A 21,804-nucleotide genomic window follows, 5' to 3' on the forward strand; every position below is an offset into this window, starting at 1 on the left:
AACTTTCCTTTTTCAGCCTGCTAGCTAAAAATAGCTAAGGTTTTATGTATCCAGTGTACAACTGTACTCAAAATGTGTGGCAGCTGTTGGTCGGGGTAGAACATCCACTGGTATATCCAGGATCTTCCACAAATGAAGGAACAGACGTTTCGCCTGGCAAATATTGTGCAGCTTCTTCTACTAACACAGACTTTGTTGCTTGAATCACTTGTAATATTACTTTTTTATCATCATCTCTGATCACTTCATTTTCCCTTACTAATTTTTCTACCTCATCTGTTACATATTCTATCATCCGTTGCAAAAAAAGCACTTCTTCTTTTTTCTTTTCCAATAAAGCTTTTTGAAGTTGTTCTATTTGAGAGGATTGCTTCAAAAGTGAACTGTTTAATTCTTTCACCTTATTATCGCGATCATCATTCACTGTTGTTAATGTGTTATCAGATTCTTTCTCTTCTTTTTGTAAAGATAATGACTCCTTTTCCAGCTCCTTAATTTTAGATAAGTACTCTTTCTCCTTTGTACACAATTTATCAACTTTACTTTCAAGATCAGTGCGCTTTTGACGTTCATCACTAACTTTACCTTCTAATTCTTTCTTTTCCTTTTCCGACTGGCATAACTTCTTCTCTAATTCTTCTATGTCGCTTTCTGAGCTCTCATGTTGTTCTTCCGATTCTAAAGTTTTTAATTGTTTTACTTCTTCTACTTCTACTTTTTTTCTTAACATAGTTAATTGAGTACGCAGAGAAGAAGCTTCCCTACTTTTATGTTCTAATTCCAAGTTTAATTCATCTTCATATTCCAATCTTAAGCGTAACTCATCTTCATATTCTGACTTTAAACATAACTTATTCTTTTCACTTTCTAATTTGCATTGACACAATTCCTCTATTAAAGAATCCACTCTTTCATTCAATCTTGTATTTTCATCACGTAACTCTTGGTGTTCAAAAGAAAGCATCTCCTCCTTATGTTCTAACTGACCTTTTACTTTTGCTTCCAATTCTACATTATTACTAATTATTTTACATGAAAGTGCAAGCACCAAAATAGAAAGTATAGACAAACTCAAAGCAACAGGAAGAGCTACATTAAAGGCTGCAATTGGAGATAAGAATGCAACATAAGGAGCAACAGCAAGTGTCCCAGATGCAAGCAATACCAAAGTAGCAACAGCACCAGCTATAAGATATGGTGCATTGGTTTTACTATACAAATCCCTCATTATTCCTTCACACTAATAATGATTATAATAGCATGGATATTAAAGGAAGTAAAGCTATAAAAATCAGTATAAGTCTATATTCACTATGTATTTTCTGTCTTCAGTTTCAAGCTCAGACTGCATCCACTCTATCGTTTCCGCATTGCACACTGCCTGCAAATCATCCTGTGCGGATTGATCCAACTTATCCTCTCGTAGATCTGCTTTTATCATCAACTTTTTTATCAGATGCTTAACTGATACATTATTATCTGCCTTTATCTTTCTGATAATATTTAATATCTGAATAACATTATCTCCCATTTCCTCTGAATATTTATCGTAGATAAGTTCTTCTTTGCTCGGCCAATTACTTTGATTGTGTACAGAATTATAACTATACAACTGGTGGTATATCTCTTCTGTAATGTAAGGCAAGAAAGGTGCAAATAACCGCAAAATAATATTCAGTACATATGCCAAACTTTGCTTTGCACTTAAGTTTGTTTCGCTGTCTACTTTATCTCCATATGCGCGCTTTTTTGCTAGTTCCAAGTAGTTATCACAAAAATCCTTCCAAAAAAATTCCTCTATTACGCCCAAAGCTTCGCAGTATTCAAACTGTAATAGGTTATTTGTTGCTCTACCTATTACTTTGTACAGCTTAGACAGTATCCATTTATCCATCGTCTCACTGATGGAATTTATGCTTACTGTTTGATGCTTTTCCATGAACATGGAAACAAACTTGCTAGCGTTCCAAAGTTTTGTAACGAGGCGCTTGCCAATTTTGAATATATTTTCAGAGTAGACTGTATCAACTCCAAGCCTTGAGTTCGCTGCCCAATAGCGCACTACATCAGCTCCATAAGTTTCAAGTATTACATGAGGAGTGATGATGTTACCCTTTGATTTACTCATCTTTTTCTTATCATCTGCTAAACACCAACCGCTGATCATAATGTTTTTCCAAGGTAAAGAATTTGCATGATAATGTGCCTTTAAAATAGTATAAAAAGCCCAAGTTCTGATTATCTCATGGCTCTGGCTGCGCAGATCTGCAGGAAATATCGTATCATAGCGATGATTTGGTAAACTAAACTCACTGTTTACTGCCAGTGCACTCAGTTGAGGAGTAATTGAACTTGTGGCCCAGGTATCCATTACATCTTGATCTGGGATAACCTCTTCTTTGCTATACCCTTTTGGCAAATCTTTGAGTGGATCTATAGGTAGGTCCTTTATCTCAGCTAGAATAATTTTACCTTCTTCTCCCTTACGGTTGGAATACCACGCTGGAAATGGCACACCAAAATAGCGCTGCCTTGAAATGCACCAGTCCCAATTTAGCCCTTCTATCCACACTTCCATGCGTTTACGCATATTGCTTGGATACCAATTGCATTCTTTTACTTTATCTAATACTTGAGCTTTTTGCTCTAAGGTCTTGATAAACCATTGATAAGTAGGCAATATCTCAAGTGGTGCACCAGATCTTTCTGCACACTTAACAGAATGAGAAATGTTAGTGCTTTCTACCAAAAGTCCTTTTTCAGTTAGGATTTCGATTATCCGCTTTCTTGCTGCTGTAACTTTCAATCCATTTATTTCATTTAGTATATCGTCTGTCATCCGAGTAGCTGACACTGGAATCCATGTTTCTTCCTTCTGACCATGTACTGAATGAAGGTTCATCCTCCCATCCTGATCGATGATAATTTTCATCGGTAGATTATGCTTTTGCTGCCAATATATGTCGAGCTCATCACCAAACGTACAGCACATAACAAGCCCAGTGCCTTTATCTATTTTGACCTTATCGTCAGCAATGATTAGTACTTTTTCCTTTGTTATTGGCACTACCGCTGTTTTTCCGATCAGATGGGTGTAGCGCGTATCCTCTGGATGACAAAAAACTGCAACGCATGCTGGAAGTAGTTCAGGTCGCGTAGTTGCAATATTGATCTGCTCATTTTCTTGAGTAGAGAAAACTATCGTGTTTAAGGATGACTCAAAAACTTTATCTTCTATTTCTGCTTGCGCAATTGCTGTTTTATCAACCGGGTCCCAAAGGATGGGCTGCATTTTTCTATATGCATACCCTTTATTATATAGATCAATAAACGACATCTGTGAAAGCGTCACAGTTTCCTTGCTGATCGTGTGATATTCCAAATCCCAGTCATAACTAATGCCGACCGATTTAAATAGTTCCTTGAATTCTTGCTTTGATTTTTCAATAACCTCATGGCACATCTCTATAAATTTTTCCCTGCCAACTTCTTTTGCGCGGGTTTTATAGGTTTGCTCAACCAATCTTTCAGTGGGAAGCCCATTATCATCAAACCCAATTGGGTAAAACACATCTTTTCCCAGCATGCGCTGAAACCTTGCAATAAAGTCCGTGTGGCAATAGCTAAATATATGGCCAATATGCAATTTACCCGATATTGTCGGTGGAGGTGTGTCTATAGTGAAAGTGTTATCCTTTTCACCATTCCACCTGTAAACTTTACTACCTTCCCATAATATGTTGCATTTGTCTTCAACTTCTTTAAAGCCGTATTTTTCTTTTAACATAAATATTTCTCAATTTTAAACCTTAAGCTAGCAACGTTATACCGCCGCGGTATCTCTAGATCCCGCTAACAAGCAGCGGAATGACGATGGTCGGTAAACCTAAATTACTTTAGCTATAGCACAATTAAGTAAATACGGCAATTTTACGCCAAAATTTTTTGTTTACGAACATAAATTTTCTATGCTATGATAAAAATATTACTTGACCTTAGGTTCTAAGGGTATTATGTAATGTTAAATTATAATTGAGGTTCGTTATGCTAAGCTTAAAGAATGGTACAATACAGGTTGCCGATGATAAAATAGTGCTTGTTATAAAAAAAGATGATTATGAAGAATTTAAAAAGTATAAAAACGTAGATAAGAGTGGTGCTATAATTGATGACAAGTTTTATGTGGGCTGTACGCTAAATGATCAACAACTATATATTACTGGTTCTTATCCTCAAGAAGAACTAGGAGATAATACAATCATGAATGTAAAATCCGTTGGGAAAAAGGGTGGCAAATATTTTAGTCGCCTAGAAGAAATGAAAAATCTGTTAGGCTTTAACGATGGGAAAGAGGAGATTATGGTAAAAGCCCTATCTTGCCATCCCACAGTACAATTGTTAGAAGAGAAAAATGTTAAAACAACAGAATTGGAAGCTGCAGAAGAGCAGTTAAAGGGGAAAAATGAAGAATTAGAAGCTGCAAAGAAGAAAGCTGAGGAGGAATTGAGAATTAAAACACAAGAATTACAAGATCAATTGGACACAGCTCAGCAGGAAAAACAAGACTTAGAAGCTGAAGTGGAAAAACTAAAGGCAATAGATTCTACAGCGTTGCAGCAGCAGTTAGAAGAGAAAAATGCTAAAATAACAGAATTGGAAGCATTAGATGCTGTGGCGTTACAGCAAAAGTTAACAGAGAAAGAGAATGAAATAACAGCATTAAAAGCTCAACCAGATGCTGCTGTTACGAAGTTAGAGGGTGAAAAAACAACACTAACAAATAAAATAAAAGATTTAGAAGCACAGTTAAACAACCAACCAAATGCTGCTCAGTTAAAAAATAAAGACGAGAAAATAAAAGATTTAGAAGCACAGTTAAGCAACCGACCAGATGCTGCTCAGTTAAAGGGTAAAGAGGATAAGATAAAAGAATTAGAAGCTAAAATAAACCAACCAAATGCTGAAGTTGAAAGCCTAAAGAAAGACTTACAAGCTCGAAATGCTCGAGTTCATCAGTTAGAGAAGGAAAATAAAGAACTAGAAGCTAAAAACAAAACAACTGAGCAACCAAAACAAGGCAATGGAGCACGGTACACTGCTACTGTTGGTATGGGTCTTGCTGCTGGACTGATAGCATTTACTGCACTTGAACGTACAGTGAGATTAGATATTTGGGTAATGGTTGGTATAGCAGTAGCATCTGCACTTGTAGCCGGTGGTATTACATATGCAGTATTACCTAGTACTCAAGTAGATGGGGCAAAAGCACAAGAAGTAAATGAGATGGGAAAAAGAAGTAACAAGGGTTAAGCCGAAATGTACGTGTCAAGTAAAACACTTGACGCGAACTTCAGTTTTTATATTCCTTCATTAGCATAATATAATTTTGTGCTGATTGTGTAATATGTTTAATTTCTTCATTCGACATCTTTTTGAAGAACTTTGCTGGCCTGCCAGCCCATATTTCCCCACTTTTTATCACTTTTCCGTGTGTTACCAGTGAGCCAGCAGCTACCATAGCTTCAGGCTCCACAACTGCATGGTCCATCACGGTAGAGCCCATACCAATAAACGCTTTATCATGCACCGTGCATGCGTGCAACATACAAAAATGTCCCACTGTTACCATGCTGCCAATAATTGTGTCACCACCTGGGTTTCTATCCACATGAATTACCGTTCCATCTTGAATATTTGTTCCATTACCTATTTTTATTGATCCAACGTCCCCTCTGATTACACAATTAAACCAGATGCTTGCATCTCTTCCTATTTCAACCTTGCCTATGATATGCGAACCACCTGCGATGAAAGCACTTTCGTCTATTTTTGGTTCATAATCTTTGTATTTTAAAATGTGATACATATTAAGCCCAAAGTCTTATGCATATGTTAATCAAAATAAGGTAAGCAGTAAATACATACTTAGATTTCAAACTACTTGGGTGACAGATGTTCTTGACTTACGTGCTTTGTACTGCTAAGATTTTTATTTTCAGCCCTATCTATAATGTCAGTAGCGGTATTAAGTATATTTCAAATAATATTGGTTGTTGTGTTAGTAATTTTAGTGCTCTTGCAGCCGCCTGGAAGTAGTTCGTTAAGTGGTTTTAGTAATACACAACAGGGGGTCAACTCGATGATTCCAGTGAAATCTTCTGAAAACCCGCTCAGCAGAGTAACGGCTATTGTTGCTGGATTGTTTATTATAAATACATTGCTATTGTCAGGATTATGTTCAAAAGACGTACATAAAAAATCGATCGCAGAGAAAATTATATTAGAAAAAAAGCAAGAAAGTGAACCTACTTCTGTTCCATTTGAAAATTAATGAAGGAAGCTAAATTTATCTTTGTTACAGGTGGAGTTGTATCGTCGCTTGGTAAAGGCTTAGTTGCTTCAAGCGTTGGTGCGCTTCTTCAAGCTCACGGTTTTAAGATCCGTATCAGAAAACTTGACCCGTATCTCAACATTGATCCTGGGACAATGAACCCAACTCAGCACGGAGAGGTATTTGTGACCGAGGATGGTGCTGAAACTGATTTGGATCTTGGGCATTATGAGCGTTTTACTGGAATTAAAGCAACAAAAGATGACAATATAACAACTGGTAAGATATATCATGAGTTATTGAAGAAAGAGAGGCGTGGTGATTATCTGGGCAAAACTGTGCAAGTCATTCCTCATGTGACAGATTTGATCAAATCGTTCATTTTTAATGGTACGGAAGGTTTAGATTTTGTAATATGTGAAATAGGCGGAACTGTAGGTGACATTGAAAGCCAACCATTTTTGGAGGCTATACGTCAAGTTAACTACACATTAGGAAAACAAAGAGTTATCCTGATTCACTTAACTTTAATACCATATCTTACCGCAGCGCAAGAATTAAAGACAAAACCAACGCAGCATTCAGTTCGAGAGTTAAATTCCGCGGGGTTACAACCAGATATTATATTATGCCGCAGTGAGAAAGAAATTTTCGATAATCAAAGAGAGAAAATAGCTAAGCTTTGCAATGTTTCTTTATCCAATGTGATACCTGCCCCTGATGTGAGTCATATATATGAGTTACCGGTGTTGTATAGCCAATGTGGGCTTGATACGCAAATTTTGGAGCACTTTCATTTAAGTAAGCCAAAACCAAGCTTGACTGAATGGGATCAAATAGTGCATTCCATAAGGCACCCAACACAGGAAGTTACTGTATCTATAGTGGGAAAATACACCGAATTCCCTGATGCATACAAATCACTGGTTGAAGCATTAAATCATGGTGCGATTAGTAATAAAGTCAAAGTAAAGATAAATTGGGTTAACTCAAGAGAGAAGGAAGAAAAACCTATAAATGAAAAACTTATAGGAGAGAAATTACAGAATTCTCATGCAATCCTTGTTCCAGGGGGGTTTGGTGATGACGGAGTAGAGGGTAAAATATTAGCAATAAATTATGCCCGTACAAATAATATCCCATTTTTCGGAATTTGCCTTGGTATGCAGCTTGCAATTATTGAATTTGCTCGTAATGTTGTTAAGCTTGAAGATGCACACTCTGAAGAATTTCGTAACTGTAAACATCCAATCGTTAAGTTAGCTGGCGATCAAGATGACGATCTTGGTGGAACCATGAGACTTGGGGCATACAAATGTAATATAAATGCAAACTCTAAAATGATGGATGCATATAGTAACACTACTATTTCAGAAAGACACAGGCATAGATACATAATCAATTCAGATTATAAAGATGATTTGGAAAAAAATGGGCTGCTATGCAGTGGCATATCAGAAGATGGAACGTGCATAGAGGCAGTGGAGTTAGAGAGTCATCCGTGGTTTATTGGTGTGCAGTTTCATCCAGAATTTCAATCAAAGCCGTTTTCTCCTCATCCTCTTTTCGTGTCGTTCGTTAAAGCAGCAATTGATAAGAAATAAGTGCCTAGTGTTTAAGTATCAATATATGGAGCTTGCCATAGAGCAAGCCAAACTCGCTCAAAAAAATGATGAGGTGCCCATAGGTGCTGTAATAGTGAGTGGAGACAATATCATTTCTTCTGCACACAATATATCCAGCGATCCAACTGCACATGCAGAGATGTTAGCGATCAGACAAGCATTTTCAACTCCCACGCTTTGTGATGCTGATATGTACGTAACATTAGAACCATGTCCGATGTGTGCTCAAGCCATTTCCTTTGCCAGAATTAAACGATTGTACTTTGGAGCTTATAATCCAAAAGGTGGAGGAATTGAAAATGGTGCTAAGATATTTCAATTTTGCAGCCATATACCTGAAGTTTATGGTGGGATATTAGAAACAGAATGCTCTTTTTTGTTAAAGGATTTTTTTGAGAAACTAAGAACCTGTCTTGAAAGGGAATAAAGAAAAGAGTATGATGAGGTAAGCAAAAAATAGGAGGGTAAATTGTATCCAAGTGATATAAGTGACAAGGAATGGGAAATTTTAGAGCCCTATGTTGCACAAGGAGCGATAGGACGACCAAGAAAACATAACATCAGAACAATTATTAATGCAATAAGGTATATAATGAGGGGTGGTTGCCAGTGGAGAATGCTACCAAAGGATTTTCCCCCATGGAAAACGGTGTATGACTATTTTATCAGGTGGCGTAATAATGGAAAATTGAAAAAAATACATGACATGCTAGTAAAAGAGGTAAGAAAAATGGTTGGTAAAAATGAAACACCTTCAGTAGGTATAATTGACAGTCAATCAGTGAAAACGACTCAAAAAGGGGATCAAGAGGATATGATGCCGGTAAAAAAATAAAGGGTAGAAAACGCCATATTATTGTAGATACACTAGGTCTTGTAATTACTGCAGAGGTACACAGCGCAAGCATTCAGGATCGTGATGGTGCTACCAATCTTTTTATTCAAGCTAAATGCAAAGCTCCAACATTACGTAAGTTTTTTGCTGATCAAGGATACAAAGGTAAATTACAAAATCGATGTTTGTTGGAAACTGGATGTTTGCTAATGATTACCAAGAAATTGGTTGATACAGGATTTCAGGTTATTCCTAAACGTTGGATTGTAGAACGAACCTTTGCTTGGCTTTCCAATTTTAGACGCATGAGCAAGGATTACGAGCATTCTCCTCTTACTTCAAAAAACAATATCTTATTTAATATGATTACTTCTATGCTTACTAAATTAGCTGCTTAACTCCTTTCAAGACAGGTTCTAAGGAACATTTGATAAATCGTCATGCTACTTGTTTTCCGATACAAAATCGTCATCCCGCTACGTGTTAGCGGGATCTATGCTAGGAGATACCGTGACGGTATGGCGGTTAAGTAATTCGTCATTCCAGCGCGTGACGCACAACTATACAAACATTGTCCACCAGCAGGGTGTCATCCGAGTAGCTGACACTGCCCTCCTTTGTCATCCCAGTGCCCAGACACTGGGATCCAGAAGACTTAATTTTAACCAAGTGGCTGCATAATAAAGGCTGGATTCCAGTGTCAAGCACTGGAATGACATTACAGGGACACTGGGATGACATCATCCTTTTCTCTGGATTCCAGACTGGAATGACAGCAGTCCTACGTCATACCGTCACGGTATCTCTAGATCCCGCTAACAAGCAGCAGGATGACGGTTGTCAGGGTGTCAGCTACTTAGATGAAACCCTTTCCCGGTCTATCAAATCACATAGGAGAAAACTAAGACCAATCAAATTTCTTATCTTGCGGTTTTATTTGCAATATTGCTACCACACTGATCAACAAGCAGAAGACTATATAAAGCCCAGCAGCAAGGTTTGTTTGAGGAAATGTTACAGTCAACCAAATACAAACCATAGGAGTAAATCCTCCATGTAACGCATAAGAGATATTGCGTGATAAGCTCACACCACTAAATCTAACATTGGTAGGAAAGAGTTCAGATGCAACTATTCCTATGGGAACTATACCCCTTTCTATTATAGAGAGAACCATTACGCTCAACGCAATCACAAGATAATTTTTATAGTAATATGCAATAGATAACGCAGGACAACACAGTGCCATTGTAATTGCTATAAATAAGATTGCAGTGCGCTCTTTTCCAACTTTATCAGCCAACATTCCAAACGCTATTGAAGATATCGGCATTAATACACTGGTTATAATCAATACAATTTCGTTGATATATGTTGTTACATAAACATCCACTGATGCTATTTCCTTTGCGAGAGTTCGAAGAAATATGGTAAATCCAACAGCAACATTAACAGGTACAGATATTAAAATAGCAAGTATAAGAGCTCTCTTGTGGCGTTTTATAAGCTCTATTATTGGCAAATCAGGTAAATTTCTTTGTTTTCGATTTTTTTCATATGCTGGAGTTTCTCCCAATGTGTATATGCTATACGCGCTAATTAATCCTAAAATAGCTGAGAAAATAAATGGCAATCTCCAACCCCAGGTACAAAAATCAGTAGTTTTTTTGCAGATAATCACTATCACCGCAGAAAGCAAGACGCCAATGGAGCGACCAAAACCCATCATTCCAAAATACATCCCTAAGTTCTCTTTCCTACTGGATAAATGCTCTATAAGATAAACAGAACTTCCTTGTTCACCACCAAGTGCAATTCCTTGTGTTATATGGATTGCAAGAAGCAATATAGTAGAAATTATACCTACTTGATTGTGACTTGGAATAAATGCAATGAGACTTGATGGTATCGATATTAGCAAGATAGTAATTATTAATGCTATCCTCCTTCCATACCTGTCACCAACGTGACCAAATATGAATGCACCAAGTGGCCTTACAATTGCACCTAGCCCTACAATTCCAAATAATTGCAGTATGTTACTGTAGACATCTTTTGCAAAACAAAACTCTCTGCTGATTATGTTAATCAAATCAATAAAAAGCATGTAGTCATACCATATTGCGATTCTGCAGAGTATGGTTGATATCAACACCCTTGTTTGCACTAAATTCAATTCGTAAATGTTTGCTTATTCTATTCTGGCTGCTTTTTGGGATTTTACAACCTAAACATATGGAGTTGACTTTTTTATTATGGTGTGTGATAATTGCAATGAATATAGCTTATTTAGCAGCACTTATAGCAGCAGTAATACTTTGTGCTATAGCGTGTATAAGCATTTTCTTTATATTATTTAAGGGAATTAAAGAACACTTAGATTCAAAAGGATTTCTATCTCTTCTGAAAACAGTAGGTGTAATTTCTATAATACTATCAATTATATCTCTCCCACTTATTATATTAAGCCTTACTACTCCGTCACCTCTGGTAGTAGGTATAGTAGGTGGTATCGTTGGTGCTATTTCCATAATACCATTAATAGTAGCTTACATTTTGCTTGTGGCTATATCGAATATCTTTATTACCAAGTCTTTATAAATTTGAGCTAATGTTACTGTCTTCATTTCTTCTTGGTTGTAATATTGCTGAAAGTTATCTATTTCCATAGGTATAACATATAATCTGATTTTATAAGATATTCTACCGGGATTAAAATATCGTAAATCTTAGGCGTTATAAACAAAATTTACAGGAAAAATAAGATGATACTACTCAAAAAGGCAAACAAGACGGTATTTTTCTGGCATAAGTTAGCGTTCAGCTTTACCTTTCCTTGCAAGACATTTTAGAGCTATTATGTCTTACTTCTTGAAGATACAAGTTAGCGTTTTTAACCCGAATTCTGGATTGGAGATTAAAAAAAACAAGAATATCAATAGCTTATTGTTTTAGCATTTACGATAAAGCAGTAAGCATTTTAAGACTAGTTACTAATTTAGTAAAATTCAAGACTTTCAATAATTTACCTAAAATCTAATCCAGAATTCGGGTTAATAATAAAATCTTGTTTTTTGAAAATGAATTTGGTAAACTTTAAAGATGTATGTGACAATATGGTGATATATTGTTTTTAGTATTTAATAAATTAAAGTACGTACTTGATAATTTTTCTGAACGCTCTAATCAAGCTAAAATAGGTAAGCTAGATAAAATTATTCTTAGTTTAAAATTGGTATAAGGTATTAAGATGAAAAAAATTGAAATTTCAGAATTACTAAAAAGAATTTCAATCTGTTTACTATGCGTGGCAACTATTGTCTCTATCGCTTTTTTGTTTGCCTATATGCATACAATGTTGCTTAGTAAAGGGTATGAGTTAGCTGCACATTATGTTAGTGAAGCTATGCCTTGTGTGTTACTTGTCGTTCTCCTTTTTATTGTTTGGTTTGTATATGATCAAGTATTCAGCAAACTAAAGGAAGTAGAGCTGCCTATATCGATAGAATTAGCTAATTCAGATGATAAAAGAATAACATTTGCTGATGCTATAATTGATGACTCCTTAAAACAACGGTTGCAGATGATTTGCTGTGACCAAATGACAGAAGAAATGCGCAAGCTGTTTGGAAATAAAAGTATTAATTCACTAAGAGGTTACATATTATATGGCCCTCCTGGAAATGGTAAAACACTTATCGCTCGTGCAATTGCAGGTGAATCAAATATGAATTTCATAAGCATCTCAGGTCCTGAACTTATTGGAGTATATATTGGTCATGGTGCACATGCTGTACGCGAGCTTTTTAAAATAGCAAAAAAATATTCTCCTTGTATAGTCTTTATAGATGAAATAGATGCAGTTGCACAAAAAAGAAGTACCGCTAATAACTCAGCTTACCATTGTCGAGAGAGTTTAACACAGTTGTTAACTGAAATAGATGGATTTAAGAGCAGAAAAGATATAATAGTAATTGGTGCAACTAACCTTATCGGTGGTATAGATCCAGCACTTATTAGACCTGGACGTTTAGGTCAGAGGGTTTATATCCCTAATCCAAGCGTAGAAGCGAGACAAAAAATATTAGAACTTTATATGCGAGGTACAGAAGCCGATAATGAGTTAAACCTTAAAAACATTGCGGAAAGGACTAAAGGCTATTCTGGGGCTGAGTTAGAGCAATTAGTAAATGAGGCAAAAATGTGTGCTGTTGAGGAAAGACGGTCTAAGATTAGTGAGAAAGATTTCGATCACGCGCTTCGCGGGTTAAGTTCAGAACAAGAAAGAGAGAGAATAAGGTTGGTTTCAAACAGGGAGACACAGACAGAAGAAACTTCTTTTATACGGTAAACATAAAAATTGAAATTATAGAAGTGTAGCTGAGCCAACCTTCGTTATTCTTATTATTACCCACAAATAAAGACATGGTATTGCATTTACTCAAATAATTTAATTTTATTAACCTGAAAGCTTATTGGATTAAAATTATTAAATTAAGAGTTATAATTTTAGCAACTAAAAGCTGTAAATTGCACCATATAAACAGTTATTTCAAGCAAAAGTTATACTGACCTTAGCCAGAAAAAGTGGTGGAAAAGTTAGGAATGTTTTTTACAAAAAAAGACAGTATCAATAAAAAGGATTTTATTCTATTTGAAATATAAAATTATCATGTATTTTTCTGTTATTCCCAAGTGAATTATTATTAACTTAGCAGTATATATTATTAAAAACACAAGCAATACAATCATTATGTTTGTAAAACTTAATTTGTACACTTTACTTATCCCCAGTAATTCTGATATAGTTACTTTAGTTAAAGTCTATAAAAGTTTATAAATGGCAACCTTAAGTGTAAGAGAAGCTTTATGCACAGCAATTAGAGAAGAAATGCAAAACGACTCTGATGTGCTTATCATGGGTGAAGAAGTTGCAGAGTATGATGGTGCTTATAAGGTAACGAAAGGATTACTGAAAGAGTTTGGAGAAAACAGAGTAGTTGATACGCCTATTACCGAACATGGATTTGCTGGCCTTGCTGTTGGAGCGGCATTTGCTGGATTAAAGCCAATCGTTGAGTTTATGACTTTTAATTTTTCTATGCAGGCTATTGACCAAATTGTGAATTCCGCAGCAAAAACGAATTATATGTCAGGTGGGCAACTTGGATGCCCTATAGTATTTCGTGGACCAAATGGCGCTGCAGCAAGAGTTGCTGCACAACACTCTCAATGCTTTGCATCTTGGTATTCGCATATACCGGGGTTAAAAGTAATAGCACCTTACTTTGCCTCCGATTGCAGAGGTCTGCTTAAAGCTGCAATTCGTGACCCTAATCCGGTAATATTTCTAGAAAACGAAATAGCTTACGGACATGAACATGAAGTTTCTGACTCTGAGCTGTCAAATAAAGATTATCTACTTGAGATAGGCAAAGCTGCTGTTATACGAGAGGGAAAGGATGTAACTATCACTGCTTTCTCATTAAAATTAATGGATGCCTTAAATGCAGCAGATTTACTTTCAGGTGAAGGTATAGAAGCTGAAGTTATTGACCTCAGAACCTTAAGACCACTTGACACTCAAACTGTTATTAACTCTATTCAGAAGACTAATAGGTTAGTTAGTGTAGAAGAAGGATGGCCATTTGCAGGAATAGGAGCAGAGCTGTCAGCCGTTGTCATGGAACAAGGATTTGACTACCTTGATGCTCCAGTTATGCGCGTAACTGGCAAGGATATCCCCTTACCTTATGCTACAAATCTAGAAAAAAAAGCATTACCACAAGTGGAAGATATAGTTGAAGCCGTGCGTCAGGTCTGTTTTAGAAAAAAATAAGTTTTAATTTCCAATACGATAAAGAAAGCAACTTATTGACAAAAGGGTCTATTTCTTTTTGTCCACTCCACATTGGTCCATCAAAGAAGTATTTCCACCTATACCACCCATTACTTTTGTCACAATAGTTTTAGCACCGAAAAATACAGCACAAAATACACCGAGTGCAAAAAGAGCTGGCCATGGCATTCTACCAAATATCGCAAGCAAAGCTGCACCTATTATCACTACGGTCATAAGCGGTCCACCTATTCCCCAAACGTAGCCAATGATGTTGCATATTACTTGAGCAGTTGTATCGTCATTAGCGTTAGCAGCACTTCCAACATGAGAGAAAGAAATAAATAATACTATAAGAAAAATATTGAAAATTCTCTTGATTGTAGGGTTCATCCCTATACCTTAAATTTAGATATTGCAATTATACCCAAAATACTATAATTTTTAGTAAAACTAGCATAAAGATTGAATAACAAACGGTGCCACGAAAGTAGTTAACTGCACAAACATTGTAATATAGACATAGTAAACGATATTATTCCAGTGCTTGACGCTGGAATCCAGACTTTAATTGTTATATTTATAAATAAGTCTGGAACGTTCATCTCAAATGCAGTATTTTTGTTGAAATAGCTCAACTGGATCCCAGTGGGCTTTGTTGCATCGCTAGCTATGATGGATAAAGATAAAAAAGGTAGAGAATATCAGTAGCTTATTATTCTGGTATTTATAACAAGAACGGTCAGTGAATACCTAAATTTGAGTAAAAGAAATTTCACTACCACTCACTAATCCGGCTAAAATTCAAGAATTTCAATGCTTTAGCTATTTTCAATAGAATTAAATTTATTAATATAAATAATAAATTACTATTCTTAAATTTGATCAGATTGATTGCAAAAAAACAAGATTTTCAATAGGTTGCTTATAATCCTAACTATAGTTAGCCTTTCATAAGTAGCGATGCAACAAAGCCATCCCAGTGTCAAGCACTGGGATGACAGCAGTCCTACGTCATACCGCCGCGGTATCTCATCAGCTAACAAGTAGCGGGATGACGGTTGTCGTTTAGCCATAAACATTAAGAAATTTACCAAATAAAAAAAAAGGCAAAAGAAGCCCCGTGGTTGGCTAATTACTTACATTATACTTTCAAGTATGGCGTTTTTTTATTCTAAATGCTTAATAACCGCGATTCAGTTGCTTTTAAACCGCAACTAATCTAAATTAGAAACATTAAGAAATTTACTAAACAGAAAAAAAGGCAAAAGAAACCCTAGGGTAGCTAGTTATTCACTATCCATTTTTTAAGTTGGCGTTTTTTTATGTTTTAAACGCTTTATAAGCGCGTTTCAGCTTATGTAGGTAGAAGTTTTATAAAGACATAAGGTGCACATAGTGCAAAAAATTAAACATGAGACGCCAGATACGTGAGTTTTTTTGTCATTTAATCTGTACAGAGAAGATAAATAAATAGCTTCACTTTCATGATAAGGGGGCTGGCAGAGTTTGTCAAGTAAGTTTTTTCGTTTCTAACGGTTGTTGCCAAAAACTATACAAGAAGTCTTTTAAGATCAATCACTTATCTTCAAGGCTTGAATAAAAGCATTCTGTGGAATATTTACGTTCCCTATAGAATGTAACCTTTTTTTACCCTTCTTTTGCTTTTCAAGTAGTTTCATTCTTCGCGTTACATCCCCACCATAGAGTTTAGCTGTTACATCTTTTCTGTATGGGTTAATCGTTTCTCTGGCAATGATTTTTCCGCCCACTGCCGCTTGAATCGCGATTTTGTATTGCTGACGTGGTATTAGATCCTTCAAGCGTGCACATATTTCACGCCCCCTTTTTTCTGCCCTACTTTTGTGAACAATACAGGCTAATGCATCTACGGGCTCTCCATTAATTAAAAAGCTTAATTTATCTATTTGGCTTACCAGATAGCTGGAAATTTCCCAATCCAAACTTGCATATCCTTTGGAAATTGATTTTAATCGATCATAAAAGTCAAAAACAACTTCAGACAGTGGTAATTTATATCTTAACAATGCTGTTGTTGTGTTACCAATGTAAGATAAATCCTCCTGTTCTCCCCTCCTTTCTTCACATAGAGATAGAATCTCTCCCAAGTATTGGTCAGGGACCATTATGGTTGCAGTAATCCATGGTTCTTCCACAATTTCAATTTTCGTTGGATCTGGCATATCACTTGGGTTATGAATATTCAAAATTTCACCACTTCGTGTTGTAACCCTATATATAACACTCGGTGCAGTTGCTGTTAGGTCTAAATCAAATTCTCTCTCGAGCCTTTCTTGAATAACTTCAAGATGCAACATTCCCAAAAAACCACAACGAAATCCATAGCCTAGTGCATTTGAAGTTTCAGCTTCGAAGGTAAAACTTGCATCATTTAAATGTAACTTCTCTAGAGCTTCCCTTAGATATTTAAAATCATCCGTTTTGTGAGGGAAAATGCTACAAAATACCACAGGATGCACTTCTTTAAATCCAGGAAGTGCTTCACTACAAGGTCTCTTTTCCTCAGTGATAGTGTCTCCTACCTTGCAGTCTGCTACTTCCTTCATTGAAGCAGTTATAAAACCAACTTCACCCGCTGAAAGCTCACCCGTCATCACTTTTTTAGGGGTGAAAATACCGATATTGTCTATCTGATATGTAGCATTATTAGACATCATAACAATTCTCATGCCTTTTTTTAGCACTCCATTTTTAACTCGCACTAAAATTACTACTCCTAAGTAAGTGTCATACCAACTATCAACCAAAATTGCTTGCAGTGGAGCATTTACATCACCTTGAGGAGCTGGAAGTTTTGCTACTATTGCTTCCAGTACATCTTTTATTCCAAGTCCAGTTTTTGCTGATATTAAAACTGACTCACTTGCGTCAATGCCAATTACTTCCTCAACCTGGAGTTTTACCTTTTCTGGATCTGCAGCAGGAAGATCAACTTTATTGAGCACAACTATTATTTCATGGTTGTTGTCAATAGCTTTATATACATTTGCAAGGGTTTGTGCTTCAACGCCCTGGCTACTATCTACCACTAAAAGTGAACCTTCACATGCAGCTAAGCTTCGGCTTACCTCGTAAGAAAAGTCAACGTGACCTGGGGTGTCCATGAGATTTAGGCAATATTGATTACCGTCGTTTGCCGTATAATTAAGTTTTACCGTCTGTGCTTTAATTGTAATGCCACGTTCACGCTCTATATCCATTGAATCGAGTATTTGATTGATCATTTCTCTTGCTTCAAGGCCGTTACATTCCTCTATTAAACGGTCAGCAAGCGTTGACTTACCGTGGTCTATATGCGCTATTATTGCAAAATTTCTTATGTTGTTCATTTATGGCTATTTTACTTAAGTAGAACCATTTTACATTTTAAGTGTTGTGAGGGCAATCCTTTATTAAGAGACTATTTACTCCTTCAACATAGACGACACTTTTTTCGAGCAGGAAATCACTTTATTAACCATATAGTTTTCATGATTATTATCTATTTTAGGCAACTCATACAGATAATTTACCATCATTCCAGCCGACTGACTAATACCTTTTTCAGAAGTATCCGCCATCCAGTTTAATTGTTTTATCGATGCACCATTGCTTAAATGAAAATGCGCCACCGGATCATAAGCATTCCCATTACTATTATTCACTTTTAGTAAATAATATGCACATAGTTTAAGCATGCATTGTTTAGTTTCATTTATACATTCAACGTTAATTTTTAATTGCTCTGCACTTTCTAAAATTTCTGCACTAGATTGTTTTATATTTAGTTTGCCCAATAAAGTGACATCTTGGTTTAGATTGTTTTTTAGCCATTTCGTAAAGCCAGGTATTGGAGAAAGAGTTGCATATGTTTTTATACTTTTAAACTCCTGTGATAGCTTTTCTACAACCCTTTTGATCAAAAAATTACCAAGGCTGATTCCAGATAACCCTGCTTGAGTGTTTGATATTGAATAGAATATAGCAGTGCTCGCACTACTTGGATCATTTGAAGGTACCGACTCATCTAAAAGGTGTTGAATACTATCTGCAATCTTATCCACCAATGCAACCTCTACAAAAATTAGAGGTTCGTTTGGTATCTTGTAATGAAAAAAAGCAAAACAGAGACCCAGCCTGTTTTTTAAGTCATCCCAAGAGGAAATTTTATGCACAGCTTCATATTTTATAAGTTTTTCTAGCAATGATGCAGGTGAATCCCAGGTGATTTGACGAAGATCAAGTAGATCAACATCAACCCAAGTATAGAGTATATTTTTTAATTCGCTTTCTAGTGGATTCAAGCTTCTATATTGGTTCTTTAGCTTAAGCACGTCAGAACGCATATCAACAATAAACTTAAGGCCTTCTGGTAAAGAAATAAATTGCTTCAATATTTTAGAACGCGGTGATTCAAGAATTTTTATTAAATCCTGTTCAAATTTATAGTTTAACTCGGGATCTTGGTTTTTCTTATACTCTCTAATTTTCTCATCTATTTCCGCTTTATTCGGATTAAATTTTTCTGCCAGGGTTTGTAGAAATTTTATTTTACCTTTCTCTGATAAGCTTAAGTACAAGTTACCAAGAGATACAGCGTTTTTACGTGCTGAAACCTCCCCTCCCTTTGGATTTAAGCACTCGTTCATCTTCAAGACTAAACTATCGATATCGCGACTGTTGCTTAAATCAGGACTGATGTTACCAATCCACGATCTTACAGCATCTGCCACTCCACCTAGTATTTTAAAAAAGCTTCTTACCGCCTTTTTGTCTTCAACTTTCACTATATCAGTTTTTACCAATGATTCTTTTGTCATAGATTCCCTTTATTATACATAGCTAATGCAAGTCAGGGTCATACCGCCGCGATATCTCTAGATCCCGCTAACAAGTAGCGGGATGACGAATTTGTCGTTTGTCAAATCGTCGGTAAACCCAAGTTATTTTAGCTACATATAGCTTAAGTTAAAGGAAAATTTTAGCTACATAGCAGGCACTATTACTAGATTATTAATAATTCAGTAATACAATAGACTTCTTGCACTACCTCCCAAGCCACAACTGTCATTCAGTAGAAACGAAAAAACTTGCTTGACAAACTCCGCCAGCCCACTTATCATGAAACTGAAGCTATTGTATTTGCTTTCGCCAATCTGCAGATTAAAAGGTAAGGATTACTTAATGTATCGGCGTCTTATGTTCAATTTTTTGCAGTATATAGATACTGTATGTCTTTACAAAACTTCATCTACATCTAGATTTTTATCTAAATAAGCTGAACGCGCTTATAAAGCGTTACAAGACATCAAAAAATGCCAATACTCGACAGAGATAGTAAAAGACTAGCTAACTCGGGGATTCTTTGTCTTTTTTTCTGCTTAGTAAATTTCTTAAACATTTGCAGCGTAGGTTAGTTGCAATTAAAAGCGGCTGAATCTCGCTTGTCAAGCGTTTAAAACATAAAAAACGCCAATATTTTAAAGCGGATAATAACCTCAGGGCTTCTTTTGCCTTTTTTTTCATTCAGTAAATTTCTTAATGTTTATAGCTAAACGACAATCGTCATCCCGCTACGTGTTAGCGGGATCTATGCTTTGAGATACCGCGAATAAATCGCGGTATGACGGTTAAGTAGGGTGTCATCCCAGTGCTCCTATGATGTCATTCCAGTGCTTGACACTGGGATCCAGCCTTTCACGCAATCCCATCAAGAACGTTGTATTTTACATAACACTTTTATGCTTACCAACTTAATAAAATTCCTGGATCCCAGTGTCTGGGCACTGGGATGACAGGCTAGCCTGACAACCGTCATCCCTGTAAAGATCAAGTATCCCACTACGTGTTAGCAGCTAAGAGATACCGCGAATGAATCGCGGTATGACGGTCTGCGGCGGTATGACGGTTCGTGGCGGTATGACGGTTAAGCAATTCGTCATCCCGCTGCTTGTTAGCGGCTAAGAGATACCGCGGCGGTATGACGTAGGACTGCTGTCATTCAAGTAGCTGAAACTGGAATGACACGTCATAAAGGAACCAGTGTCAGCTACTTGGATGATACCTTTTTTCTACTTAGTTTGGGTTATGCAAGAAGTCTATTTACTTCTTAACTTGACGCACATGATGTCTTGCAGCATCATCTACTGTCTCTAAATAAATCATTGCTAGACATATACCACTGTGTACTTCTACGGATACCTTATTGCCTAAACTTCGATTAAAGCAAGAATTTTTTCCCGGAAAAGCAAGATTACTAAGGTGCAGTTCCCATTTTAATCCTTTAGTTGATATTTGAGCTCTCGGTATACCAAGTAAAGATATTTTAGTATTTTTTGGCAAAGAAAAAAAATGGGTAATACCTTTTTGTAAAGTGTAACCTACCATGGGAGGTGAAGGTGTGTAAAAGATACTGCCCGTACTTAGAAAAATGTTAATATTCTGTAGTATGTGATCAATTGCTCCTCCAGTAATACCCGTTACTATTGATGGCAATAACTTTACTGTTTTTAAGTGAGCCATTGCTTTAGAAAAGTCGCAATAATCTTGATCAGGTAGATATATCGTATTCAAATTAGCACGTAAATCCAGATTTACGCTATCCAAATCTCCTACTACAAGATCAGGTTTTACGCCAATTGATAGAAGCTTGTTTGCTCCTCCATCTACAGCAATAATAGGTATATCTCGTTTAAAAAACGATGAGCTCGGTATTTTTCCATTTAGCACTACAATAGAACGATATTGTTGTTGTGTACTGCAGTGCAGCACATGATCATGGTGCAGGTTTTGCATCGTAGTAACATTTTTGAATAATTGATATTATGCTAATCACTAATCCAGCAATATTGCTAAGCACCACAAAAATTGAGCTCTGGTAAAGACCATAGCCAATCCAAGACAATGAACAAATAAGATAGTTTACTAACATTAACATCGATACATCACGAGTAACTTTAGTGATATATGCTTTATATACTTGAGGTGATAATCCAATTAGAGATGCAATTAACGCAATGAAGCCGAAGCATTCTTCAATATTTATATACATACATTTTCCTACGCTTGCTTTAACAATATCAGGTTCAAAGGGTTGTACTTTATGTACTCTCAGCTTTTCTAGAGCACCCCTAATGCGTGTAATTTATAACAT

The 21,804-nt window shown here is 36.2% G+C and carries 20 protein-coding genes and 1 riboswitch; of the genes, 8 read left to right on the plus strand and 12 right to left on the minus strand.

From position 1 onward, the window contains the following. Positions 1-67: 67 nt before the first annotated feature. Together ACICPZ_RS05625 and ACICPZ_RS05630 are read right to left on the minus strand one after the other, a co-directional pair. On the minus strand, positions 68-1,228 hold the full coding sequence (locus tag ACICPZ_RS05625; RefSeq protein WP_264373816.1) for a hypothetical protein: 1,161 nt from the start codon (positions 1,226-1,228) through the stop codon (positions 68-70). Between the two features lie 63 nt (positions 1,229-1,291). Next, positions 1,292-3,787, minus strand: coding sequence for a valine--tRNA ligase (locus ACICPZ_RS05630; protein ID WP_264374169.1), 2,496 nt, complete (start codon positions 3,785-3,787; stop codon positions 1,292-1,294). A gap of 257 nt (positions 3,788-4,044) precedes the next feature. On the opposite strand from ACICPZ_RS05630, the gene ACICPZ_RS05635 reads away from it, so the two are divergent. Further along, positions 4,045-5,310 (plus strand): hypothetical protein, encoded by a 1,266-nt coding sequence (locus tag ACICPZ_RS05635; RefSeq protein WP_264706235.1) that lies wholly within the window; start codon positions 4,045-4,047, stop codon positions 5,308-5,310. Positions 5,311-5,350: 40 nt separating this feature from the next. On the opposite strand, the gene ACICPZ_RS05640 is transcribed toward ACICPZ_RS05635, so the two are convergent. Next, a complete protein-coding gene (locus tag ACICPZ_RS05640; protein WP_264373819.1) occupies positions 5,351-5,866 on the minus strand; it encodes a gamma carbonic anhydrase family protein in 516 nt (171 codons plus the stop codon). A 144-nt stretch (positions 5,867-6,010) separates the two neighbouring features. Here ACICPZ_RS05640 and secG point away from each other — a divergent pair, with 144 nt between their 5' ends. The 4 genes from secG to ACICPZ_RS05660 all read left to right on the plus strand — a co-directional run bounded on the left by secG (position 6,011) and on the right by ACICPZ_RS05660 (position 9,189). After that, complete coding sequence (gene secG / locus ACICPZ_RS05645) at positions 6,011-6,331, plus strand: preprotein translocase subunit SecG (protein ID WP_264373820.1); 321 nt, start codon at positions 6,011-6,013, stop codon at positions 6,329-6,331. Next, positions 6,331-7,935, plus strand: coding sequence for a CTP synthase (locus ACICPZ_RS05650; RefSeq protein WP_015588967.1), 1,605 nt, complete (start codon positions 6,331-6,333; stop codon positions 7,933-7,935). Before secG ends, ACICPZ_RS05650 begins: the two co-directional genes overlap by 1 nt. A 25-nt stretch (positions 7,936-7,960) precedes the next feature. Further along, entirely contained in the window at positions 7,961-8,383 is a 423-nt protein-coding gene (locus ACICPZ_RS05655) for a nucleoside deaminase (protein ID WP_264374167.1), read from the plus strand. A 42-nt stretch (positions 8,384-8,425) separates the two neighbouring features. After that, positions 8,426-9,189, plus strand: a protein-coding gene (locus ACICPZ_RS05660; RefSeq protein ID WP_395462124.1) for an IS5 family transposase whose coding sequence is annotated in 2 segments (ribosomal slippage) — positions 8,426-8,780 and positions 8,780-9,189 — 765 coding nt in all. Because the reading frame shifts where the segments join, the coding sequence is not laid out codon by codon here. Between the two features lie 139 nt (positions 9,190-9,328). On the opposite strand, the gene ACICPZ_RS06550 is transcribed toward ACICPZ_RS05660, so the two are convergent. The 3 genes from ACICPZ_RS06550 to ACICPZ_RS05675 all read right to left on the minus strand — a co-directional run bounded on the left by ACICPZ_RS06550 (position 9,329) and on the right by ACICPZ_RS05675 (position 11,322). Next, on the minus strand, positions 9,329-9,532 hold the full coding sequence (locus ACICPZ_RS06550) for a hypothetical protein (RefSeq protein ID WP_341813952.1): 204 nt from the start codon (positions 9,530-9,532) through the stop codon (positions 9,329-9,331). Positions 9,533-9,692: 160 nt separating this feature from the next. Further along, positions 9,693-10,958, minus strand: a complete 1,266-nt coding sequence (locus tag ACICPZ_RS05670) for an MFS transporter (RefSeq protein ID WP_264373821.1) — start codon at positions 10,956-10,958, stop codon at positions 9,693-9,695. Between the two features lie 118 nt (positions 10,959-11,076). After that, entirely contained in the window at positions 11,077-11,322 is a 246-nt protein-coding gene (locus ACICPZ_RS05675; RefSeq protein ID WP_264374166.1) for a hypothetical protein, read from the minus strand. Positions 11,323-12,041: 719 nt separating this feature from the next. Here ACICPZ_RS05675 and ACICPZ_RS05680 point away from each other — a divergent pair. Both ACICPZ_RS05680 and ACICPZ_RS05685 read left to right on the plus strand, forming a co-directional pair. Further along, positions 12,042-13,142 (plus strand): ATP-binding protein, encoded by a 1,101-nt coding sequence (locus ACICPZ_RS05680; RefSeq protein WP_264711346.1) that lies wholly within the window; start codon positions 12,042-12,044, stop codon positions 13,140-13,142. A 489-nt stretch (positions 13,143-13,631) separates the two neighbouring features. Further along, complete coding sequence (locus ACICPZ_RS05685) at positions 13,632-14,630, plus strand: pyruvate dehydrogenase complex E1 component subunit beta (protein ID WP_264373824.1); 999 nt, start codon at positions 13,632-13,634, stop codon at positions 14,628-14,630. A gap of 48 nt (positions 14,631-14,678) precedes the next feature. Here ACICPZ_RS05685 and ACICPZ_RS05690 read toward each other — a convergent pair whose 3' ends face one another. The 4 genes from ACICPZ_RS05690 to ACICPZ_RS05705 form a co-directional block, all read right to left on the minus strand. Continuing rightward, positions 14,679-15,023, minus strand: a complete 345-nt coding sequence (locus ACICPZ_RS05690; protein WP_264374165.1) for a TrbC/VirB2 family protein — start codon at positions 15,021-15,023, stop codon at positions 14,679-14,681. Between the two features lie 482 nt (positions 15,024-15,505). After that, on the minus strand, positions 15,506-15,706 hold the full coding sequence (locus ACICPZ_RS05695) for a hypothetical protein (protein ID WP_264374164.1): 201 nt from the start codon (positions 15,704-15,706) through the stop codon (positions 15,506-15,508). A gap of 498 nt (positions 15,707-16,204) precedes the next feature. Beyond that, a complete protein-coding gene (gene lepA / locus ACICPZ_RS05700) occupies positions 16,205-18,001 on the minus strand; it encodes a translation elongation factor 4 (protein ID WP_264373826.1) in 1,797 nt (598 codons plus the stop codon). A 75-nt stretch (positions 18,002-18,076) separates the two neighbouring features. Further along, positions 18,077-19,471 (minus strand): malonyl-CoA decarboxylase, encoded by a 1,395-nt coding sequence (locus ACICPZ_RS05705; protein WP_264373827.1) that lies wholly within the window; start codon positions 19,469-19,471, stop codon positions 18,077-18,079. An 819-nt stretch (positions 19,472-20,290) separates the two neighbouring features. On the opposite strand from ACICPZ_RS05705, the gene ACICPZ_RS05710 reads away from it, so the two are divergent. Further along, positions 20,291-20,446 (plus strand): hypothetical protein, encoded by a 156-nt coding sequence (locus ACICPZ_RS05710; protein ID WP_264373828.1) that lies wholly within the window; start codon positions 20,291-20,293, stop codon positions 20,444-20,446. Between the two features lie 307 nt (positions 20,447-20,753). Here the strand turns inward: ACICPZ_RS05710 and ACICPZ_RS05715 are convergent, their stop codons facing one another. Together ACICPZ_RS05715 and ACICPZ_RS05720 are read right to left on the minus strand one after the other, a co-directional pair. After that, on the minus strand, positions 20,754-21,446 hold the full coding sequence (locus tag ACICPZ_RS05715; protein WP_010962623.1) for a thiamine diphosphokinase: 693 nt from the start codon (positions 21,444-21,446) through the stop codon (positions 20,754-20,756). Further along, entirely contained in the window at positions 21,427-21,702 is a 276-nt protein-coding gene (locus ACICPZ_RS05720) for a SemiSWEET family sugar transporter (protein ID WP_006280002.1), read from the minus strand. The genes ACICPZ_RS05715 and ACICPZ_RS05720 overlap by 20 nt, the downstream gene beginning before the upstream one ends. Next, positions 21,691-21,793: riboswitch (TPP riboswitch) on the minus strand. (Overlaps the previous gene by 12 nt.) Positions 21,794-21,804: the final 11 nt, after the last annotated feature.

The organism is Wolbachia endosymbiont (group A) of Melitta haemorrhoidalis, from assembly GCF_964273365.1.
GTDB classification, from domain to species: domain Bacteria; phylum Pseudomonadota; class Alphaproteobacteria; order Rickettsiales; family Anaplasmataceae; genus Wolbachia; species Wolbachia pipientis.

What these genes read in the sequence shown, in the direction of transcription:
- ACICPZ_RS05655 (WP_264374167.1), top strand. Translation starts at nt 7,961, where the DNA reads ATGGAGCTTGCCATAGAGCAAGCCAAACTCGCTCAAAAAAATGATGAG.
- secG (WP_264373820.1), top strand. Translation starts at nt 6,011, where the DNA reads ATGTCAGTAGCGGTATTAAGTATATTTCAAATAATATTGGTTGTTGTG.
- ACICPZ_RS05635 (WP_264706235.1), top strand. Translation starts at nt 4,045, where the DNA reads ATGCTAAGCTTAAAGAATGGTACAATACAGGTTGCCGATGATAAAATA.
- ACICPZ_RS05640 (WP_264373819.1), bottom strand. Translation starts at nt 5,866, where the DNA reads ATGTATCACATTTTAAAATACAAAGATTATGAACCAAAAATAGACGAA.
- ACICPZ_RS05625 (WP_264373816.1), bottom strand. Translation starts at nt 1,228, where the DNA reads ATGAGGGATTTGTATAGTAAAACCAATGCACCATATCTTATAGCTGGT.
- ACICPZ_RS05650 (WP_015588967.1), top strand. Translation starts at nt 6,331, where the DNA reads ATGAAGGAAGCTAAATTTATCTTTGTTACAGGTGGAGTTGTATCGTCG.
- ACICPZ_RS05715 (WP_010962623.1), bottom strand. Translation starts at nt 21,446, where the DNA reads ATGCAAAACCTGCACCATGATCATGTGCTGCACTGCAGTACACAACAA.
- ACICPZ_RS05685 (WP_264373824.1), top strand. Translation starts at nt 13,632, where the DNA reads ATGGCAACCTTAAGTGTAAGAGAAGCTTTATGCACAGCAATTAGAGAA.
- ACICPZ_RS05705 (WP_264373827.1), bottom strand. Translation starts at nt 19,471, where the DNA reads ATGACAAAAGAATCATTGGTAAAAACTGATATAGTGAAAGTTGAAGAC.
- ACICPZ_RS05720 (WP_006280002.1), bottom strand. Translation starts at nt 21,702, where the DNA reads ATGTATATAAATATTGAAGAATGCTTCGGCTTCATTGCGTTAATTGCA.
- ACICPZ_RS05675 (WP_264374166.1), bottom strand. Translation starts at nt 11,322, where the DNA reads ATGGAAATAGCACCAACGATACCACCTACTATACCTACTACCAGAGGT.
- ACICPZ_RS05680 (WP_264711346.1), top strand. Translation starts at nt 12,042, where the DNA reads ATGAAAAAAATTGAAATTTCAGAATTACTAAAAAGAATTTCAATCTGT.
- lepA (WP_264373826.1), bottom strand. Translation starts at nt 18,001, where the DNA reads ATGAACAACATAAGAAATTTTGCAATAATAGCGCATATAGACCACGGT.
- ACICPZ_RS05630 (WP_264374169.1), bottom strand. Translation starts at nt 3,787, where the DNA reads ATGTTAAAAGAAAAATACGGCTTTAAAGAAGTTGAAGACAAATGCAAC.
- ACICPZ_RS06550 (WP_341813952.1), bottom strand. Translation starts at nt 9,532, where the DNA reads ATGTCATCCCAGTGTCCCTGTAATGTCATTCCAGTGCTTGACACTGGA.
- ACICPZ_RS05690 (WP_264374165.1), bottom strand. Translation starts at nt 15,023, where the DNA reads ATGAACCCTACAATCAAGAGAATTTTCAATATTTTTCTTATAGTATTA.
- ACICPZ_RS05695 (WP_264374164.1), bottom strand. Translation starts at nt 15,706, where the DNA reads ATGGCTAAACGACAACCGTCATCCCGCTACTTGTTAGCTGATGAGATA.